The 7,345-nt window shown below is 28.8% G+C and carries 5 protein-coding genes and 1 pseudogene; all 6 read left to right on the top strand.

Annotated elements, in window-relative coordinates; genetic code table 11:
- Positions 1-455 precede the first annotated feature (455 nt).
- Entirely contained in the window at positions 456-1,832 is a 1,377-nt protein-coding gene (locus tag H9661_RS15970; RefSeq protein WP_191769748.1) for an aldehyde dehydrogenase family protein, read from the top strand.
- A 233-nt stretch (positions 1,833-2,065) separates the two neighbouring features.
- Entirely contained in the window at positions 2,066-2,194 is a 129-nt protein-coding gene (locus tag H9661_RS19920; protein WP_279232037.1) for a hypothetical protein, read from the top strand.
- Between the two features lie 64 nt (positions 2,195-2,258).
- The gene (locus H9661_RS15965) at positions 2,259-2,945 is read left to right on the top strand and encodes a nuclease-related domain-containing protein (RefSeq protein WP_143315455.1); all 687 of its coding nucleotides are present in this window, start codon (positions 2,259-2,261) and stop codon (positions 2,943-2,945) included.
- Between the two features lie 145 nt (positions 2,946-3,090).
- Positions 3,091-4,254 (top strand): annotated as a pseudogene (locus H9661_RS15960) (HNH endonuclease domain-containing protein).
- Positions 4,255-4,494: 240 nt separating this feature from the next.
- Positions 4,495-6,423 (top strand): DNA/RNA helicase domain-containing protein, encoded by a 1,929-nt coding sequence (locus H9661_RS15955; protein ID WP_191769746.1) that lies wholly within the window; start codon positions 4,495-4,497, stop codon positions 6,421-6,423.
- Positions 6,424-6,614: 191 nt separating this feature from the next.
- Positions 6,615-7,286, top strand: coding sequence for a tetratricopeptide repeat protein (locus tag H9661_RS15950; RefSeq protein ID WP_191769743.1), 672 nt, complete (start codon positions 6,615-6,617; stop codon positions 7,284-7,286).
- The last annotated feature ends 59 nt before the right edge of the window (positions 7,287-7,345 follow it).

Here is a 7,345-nt window from a genome sequence, read left to right as displayed (position 1 = left end):
CTTTAATTGTAAACGCTTTACTTATTTATCACTAATTATTTGGAAATAAAATTACTATTTGTAATATTTTAGCATTATAATATCTATATACTAGTTGGTTTAGTTATCCGGATAAGCAATAATCATGTAAGACTCATCTATTTTAAGGAGGTACTCATGAATAAATTAATTGCACTATATATTTAAGATTTGTTTTAGAGATAGGATTAGAGTAATGAAAATGCTTTTTAGATTGTGTCACTCCTAATGATATACTTGATATGCTGTCCATTAAAGTGTGAAGGATTTAACAATATCTTATGACGATAATAGTTTTCTTAATTAATTAGAGGTGGCCATGTTGACGTAAATATTCTTAAAATTTGCACGCTAAATCAAGATAAAGTTTTAAATTTTCACTTAAGCTGAAACTTTATTTTGATAATTATATTATTAAAATATGGAGGTAACGTAAAATGGAAAATACATTAATAGATTCAATAAAAGATATAGATAAGGAAACTCCTTGTCTTGGTATATTTGAGAAAGTAGAAGATGCTATTGAAAGTGCTGTAAAAGCTCAAAAAAAATTAATCTCTTCATATAAGAAAAAAGACAGGGAGAAATTTATTGAGAAAATTAAAAGTGTTACATTAGCAAATAAGGAAGTTTTAGCAAAGCTTGTTTTTGAAGAAACTAAAATGGGAAACTATGAAGATAAAATATTAAAACATGAATTATTAGCTAAATATACACCAGGAACAGAAGACTTAACTACTACTGCTTGGGAGGGTGATGATGGACTTACCATTGTAGAAATGTCGCCATATGGTGTTATAGGAGCAATAACTCCTTCAACAAATCCTACAGAAACTGTTATATGTAATAGTATAGGAATGATAGCAGCTGGAAACTCTGTAGTCTTTAATGCACATCCAAATGCAAAAAAATGTGTTGCATTTGCTGTTCATATGATAAATAAAGTAATACTATCCTGTGGAGGTCCTGAAAATTTAGTTACTATGGTAAAGGATCCTACTATGGAATCTTTAGATATAATTATGAAGGATCCTAATGTAAAACTTCTATGTGGAACTGGAGGACCTGGACTTGTAAAAGCAATCCTAAACTCAGGTAAAAAAGCTGTATGCGCAGGTGCAGGAAATCCTCCTGTCATTGTTGATGATACTGCTGATATAGAAAATGCTGCAAAAAATATTATAGAGGGATGTGCTTTTGATAATAACTTGCCTTGTATTGCAGAGAAAGAAGTATTTGTTTTTCGAAATGTAGCTGATGAGTTAATAAAAGATATGATTAAGAATAATGCCATGATAATAGGCGAGGATTGTGTAGAAAAATTGATTAATTTGGTATTGGAAAAGAAAGATACTGATTCAAAAATAGAATATGCAATTAATAAAAAGTGGGTAGGAAAAGATGCAAGATTATTATTGAGTGAAATAGGTATTGATGCAGCTAAGGATATCAAATGTATAATATGTGAAGTAGATGCAAACCATCCTTTTGTTATGACAGAGCTTATGATGCCTATACTTCCTATTGTAAGAGTTAAAAATATTGATGAAGCAATAGAATGTGCTAAAAAAGCAGAGCAAGGAAGAAAGCATAGTGCTTATATGTATTCAAAAGATATAGAAAACTTAAATAGATTTGAAAAAGAAATAGACACTACTATTTTTGTTGAGAATTCTAAATCCTTTGCTGGAGTAGGTCTTGGAGGTGAAGGTTTTACTACATTCACTATAGCTGGGCCTACAGGAGAAGGTATAACTTCTGCAAGGACTTTTACAAGGCAAAGAAGATGCGTAGTTGTAAATAGAGATAAATAAAATATTTAAGTTTTAAAAAGATATGGATTAGTTTTAGATAGAACTAGTCCATATCTTTTTTGTTTAGAAGATTAGTGAGAGGAGGTAATTACACATTATCTAGGTGTGAAATTAAGTAAGGGGATTAGTATTCTTTTATGGTGATATTCTGAAGAATATATATGGTAATATGGTAATATTCTGAAGAATATGCTGGTAAAATGGGCCTTGGGAGAGTTTGGGTGTAGGATATTATGAGAAAGCGACTCACAGAAGGAGCTAAATCTATTAAATGTGGTTTAGTACATTTAGGAAATGGTATTAGGGAAAGAGTAGATAGTAAATATATGTGTAATTCTATTTTCAGAATAATAAATTTATAAGGGTATTTGGATATAGTGTGATAATATGTAAGTAATATGAATTTATCTTAGGGGGAATATATAATTGATTTTATTTTTATTGTTAATTTTATTAATTGTAATATATGCAATTATTCAAATAGAGATATATAATAGTAGCAACTACAAGAAAGAATCAAAGAAGAACTATTTTGAAGTTAGGTTTAATGCAGGAAATTATGGCGAATATTTGTCATTTAACAAATTAGAAAATATAAAAGGTTGTAAGAAGATACTTACGAATGTGTATTTACCAAAGCAGAATGGAGAAACAACGGAAATTGATTTAGTATTCATACATGAGACTGGAATTTATGCTATTGAATCTAAAAATTATAGTAGTTGGATATTTGGAAATGAAAAGAGTAGGTATTGGACGCAGACATTTCCAAATGGGCGAAAGGAAAAATTCTATAATCCCATTATGCAAAATAATACACACATAAAGAATTTAGCAAAGGTTTTAAACATAGATGAAAGTTCTATAAAATCAGTTATAGTATTTAGTGAGAGATGCACATTAAAGAAAATAACAGTTGAGTCACAAAGGGTTAAAGTTGTTAATAGAAATAATTTAACTAGGGCAATAAATGGACTTAGCAGTATTTCTAAAGAAAGATATGGTGAAGATAAAATTAATAAAATTTATTTGAAGTTAAAGCCATATACGTGTGTGTCAGATGATGTGAAAAAGAAACATATAAATAATATTAGAGTTAAAAATAAGAGATAGATAATAGATTAAGATATTAATTGGTTTTACTAAAAACTATGATGATTAATATCTTTTTTTATTTTATATGAAGTTATATTATAAGGAGAATTTAAGATTATATGTTAAAATGTAGATACAAGAATTAAAAGTAGGTGTAAATTTTATGAGCAAAATATATGTTTCAGAAAAATCTATAGTATTGCCAAAAGAAATTTCAGAAGTACCATACAGTAATGAAGTTGATTATTTGACTTTTTCAAGAGTATTAAAAGATGATAGGGTAGTTGCAAGTTACAAAATGTATTGGTTATTATCCTTATTGGATGAAATTTCAGTTGGAAATTTACAAATTGAATTTAGGAAACTTATATGTAGGATGGTAGTTAAAGCGTGGTATCCTCTATTAAAATGTAGGCTTAGTTTTGGGTTATGAGATAATTTAGCTAAGGTAGTTAATTATATTTCAGACACTTATAATTTTGTTAGCAATTATGATAATAATAAGCTTTTAAATTTTATATATGAATCTGATGATAGGGAATTAAATAAGATGCTTAAAGAACTAACATTAAATGTACCGTATAGATTTTTAGCACCATTCTTTGAGGACAAGCTTAAAAGTCTTAAAAAAGTAAATAAGTTAATAGAAGAGCTGTCGATGGAAAGTGATAAGTGTATTTATGAAATATATAAAAATGAGGAAAATGAAAATTGCATCAGAGTTAAAGAAGAATGGGGTAATTATTTAAAATATAATTACAAGATTATTCAAGGCTGGGCATATTACAAACTTGTATGTTTTCTTCAAAAACGTAATCTAAATGTACCAGGGATAGCAATGAAATTGGAAGCTCCTAAAAATAGAAAACTAGGAGTAAAAGCAGATATATGGAAAGAAATAATTGAAGAGAAACATATAAAGGATCTGTATACTGGTTTAGATTTCACTAAAGAAAATTTTAAAGAGTATGGAGTTTTAAGTATTGATCATTTTATCCCTTGGAGTTTTGTGCTTCATGATCAGATGTGGAATTTGGTTCCTACTTTTAAAAATGTCAATAGTAAGAAAAGTGATAATTTGTTAGATTGTGATACTTATGTGAACAAGTTTTGTGGATTACAGTATGAAGCTTTTTCTTATGTTGTGGATAAAAATAGAAAAAATCAAGTTGAGGAATATAGAGAAATATTAAAGGTTGAAGATGCTAAGAAATTTAAGAATGAAAAGTCTTTGGAAGAGTTTTATAGGAGAATAAAACAAGAAATAATGCCTGTGTATAATATTGCTGTTAATCAGGGATTTGCGATTTTGGAGAATTTTATTTAAAAGTAGATAGGGAAATATAGATTAATTTATGATAAATAGGTTAAATTCATTGATTTCTTTAATGAAAGAGAAATTTCAATACTATAAGCAATTAGCTTAGGTGAAAAAACTTAAGGAATATTTTTTGATGCGAAAAGTGCGAAAGAAGTAGGAGAAGATTCATTTGATGAGACCCTAAATAGGGCAATACTAAAAGAATAAAGTAATTGTTAAATAAATTACAAAAAGGGGAAAAAGAAAGTGATTGTATATCAAGCAAGCAAAAAAGATTTCATGGATCATGTAACAAATGATGAAATCAGCATACTAATAGATAGAGAATACAAAAATAAAATAGGAAAAACCAGAGAAGCAGAATTCAAGGCATGGGATAGATCAATGCTCTACATGTACAAAGCACTTAACACAAATGATATTCCAGATGAATGTGGAGTTGCCATAGAATACAGAATTCCTGCTACATCAAAAAGAGTAGACTTTATCCTAACTGGGCTTGATGAAGAGGATAAAGAAAATGTAATCATAGTGGAGCTAAAACAATGGGATGAAGTAGAAGCAGTAGAAGATGAAGATGCCATAGTAAGGACTGCAATGAGAAGAAACAGTAGAGTAAAAACGGCTCATCCATCTTATCAAGCATGGTCATATGCAAGTCTAATTGAAGATTACAATGATGCAGTAGAAAAGAAAAATATAAAATTACATCCTTGCGCATATCTACATAACTACATAAAGAAAGAAGAAAATGATCCTCTTGAAAGTGAAGTTTATAATAATTGGCTACATAAAGCACCTGCCTATACAAAAGGTGATGTTATAAAGCTTAGAGAATTCATCTGTAAATATGTAAAAAAGGCAGACCAAGGCAAAGGTATTTACTACATTGAAGGTGGCAAAATACGTCCATCAAAGTCACTTCAAGATGCTTTAAAAGTTATGATAGATGGAAATGAAGAATTTGTAATGATAGATGATCAAAAAGTAGCTTATGAAAGCATTATAAGAACTGTTCGCAATTCTATTAAAAGTAATAAAAAGAAAGCAATAATTGTAGAAGGTGGGCCTGGTACAGGAAAGTCTGTACTAGCTATAAATCTTTTAGTTAAGATATGTAACATGGATTTAAATTGTCAGTATGTAACTAAAAATGCTGCACCTAGATATGTTTATACGGAAAAGCTTAAAGGGAATTATACTCAAAAATATATCAATAACTTATTTAAGGGATCAGGTGTATATACTGATACCACAGAAAATGAAATAGATGTTTTAATAGTAGATGAAGCTCATAGACTTAATGCCAAATCAGGTATGTTTAAGAATAAAGGTGAAAATCAAATAAAAGAAATTATAAATACAGCAAAAGTATCTATATTTTTTGTAGATAACAATCAAAGAGTTACCATGGATGATATAGGAAGCATAGAAGAAGTGGAAAAACATGCTAAAGCATTATCTGTGAAAACTAGAAAGTTAAAGCTTACATCACAATTTAGATGTAATGGATCCGATGGATATATTTCTTGGCTTGATGATATTTTAGAAATAAGAGAAACAGGCAATTTTGATGGATTTGAATTTGATTTTGATTTTAAGGTGTTTGATAGTCCAGCAGAAATGAGACAAGCTATAGAAGAGAAAAATCAAACAAATAATAAAGCTAGGCTTCTTGCAGGATATTGTTATGAGTGGATAACTAAAAAGCAAAATAATGATAAATATGATATAGAGTTTCCGGAATATGATTTCAAAATGAAGTGGAATCTAAGTAATAGCACAACATGGGCAATTGATAAAGAATCTATAAAAGAATGTGGATGCATACATACTTCACAAGGCCTTGAATTTGAATATGTTGGAGTAATTATAGGAAATGATCTAAGATTTGAAGGTGGAAAGATAGTAACTGATTTTACTAAAAGAGCAAAAACAGATAAAAGCTTAAATGGAATTAAGAAGTTATATAAGGAAGACAAAGAAAAGGCTTTAAAGATTAGTGATGAACTGATTAAAAATACTTATAGAATCCTTATGACTAGAGGCCTTAAAGGATGTTACATATGGTGTGAGGATAAGGCTCTTAGTAATTATTTTAAGGAAAGAATTAATCTGTTTAGCCATCAAATTGGAGTTAAGGAAATTGAGAAGGGGAAAGTTTTAAATAAGTAAATAATCTTTCCATCTTCCTACTACGGCATTTCTATATTCTAGCTTGGATATTATACCGTAATTATGCAGTATAAATACAGAGTGTTAAATATGTAAAATCCCCACTTAGAATGAATATATTAAGCTATAAATTAATTACAAAAAGCTACGATAAAAACTATGGGTAAATAAAAAATTAAATGGGGTAGCTTATGGAGAATGTTATAGATTTAATGAGAAGAAAAGACTTAAAATATGATGCTAAAAAAGTTAATATGGAGAATATAGAAAAACAATATAGGTATGCTCAGATGTATTTCAACGGAGATGGAGTTGAAATTAACGATGAGGAAGGAATTAAGTGGCTTAATATGGCAGCTAAAAATGGACATGGGGAAGCTCAATGTCATTTAGGGGCATGTTATTATAATGGTGACAAATTAGAAAGAGACTACAATAAGGCAGTAGAATTATTTGTAATGTCTAAAGAGAATGAAAATCCTTTAGCATATGTCTGTTTAGGACTAGCGTATCTTGAGGGAAATGGTGTAGAAAAGAAGGATAGAAAAAAAGCTTATGAATACTTTAAGAAAGCACATAAACTTGGAGAAACTATAGGAACATATCGTCTTGCAAACTGTTATTATATAGGCATCGGAGTAGAAAAAGATCTATTAAAAGCTCTGGATTGTTATGAACAAGCTATTAAAAATGGATATACAGATGATATAAAAATTTTCTTATTATGCCTTAAAGAATCTGTAGATAAATTTGAATCTTTTAAGAAGGAAATTAAAGATGGTGATGGAGCAGAGTTTAGAGATTTTCTTGAATTAAAGAAAAAGATAGCAGTGTTTTCAGATTTTGTAGAGTTATTAAAGTAATTAAAATAAAGTGGTACATTTAGTGTATATAAACACCAAATGTGCCACTTAGTTTATAT

Origin of the sequence: Clostridium cibarium, from assembly GCF_014836335.1 — a bacterium.
GTDB lineage: Bacteria > Bacillota > Clostridia > Clostridiales > Clostridiaceae > Clostridium > Clostridium cibarium.
This window is presented reverse-complemented; position numbering and strand designations above follow the sequence as displayed.

Excerpts from the sequence above, each read along its gene's own strand:
- H9661_RS15950 (WP_191769743.1), top strand. The coding sequence starts at position 6,615 with ATGGAGAATGTTATAGATTTAATGAGAAGAAAAGACTTAAAATATGAT.
- H9661_RS15970 (WP_191769748.1), top strand. The coding sequence starts at position 456 with ATGGAAAATACATTAATAGATTCAATAAAAGATATAGATAAGGAAACT.
- H9661_RS19920 (WP_279232037.1), top strand. The coding sequence starts at position 2,066 with ATGAGAAAGCGACTCACAGAAGGAGCTAAATCTATTAAATGTGGTTTA.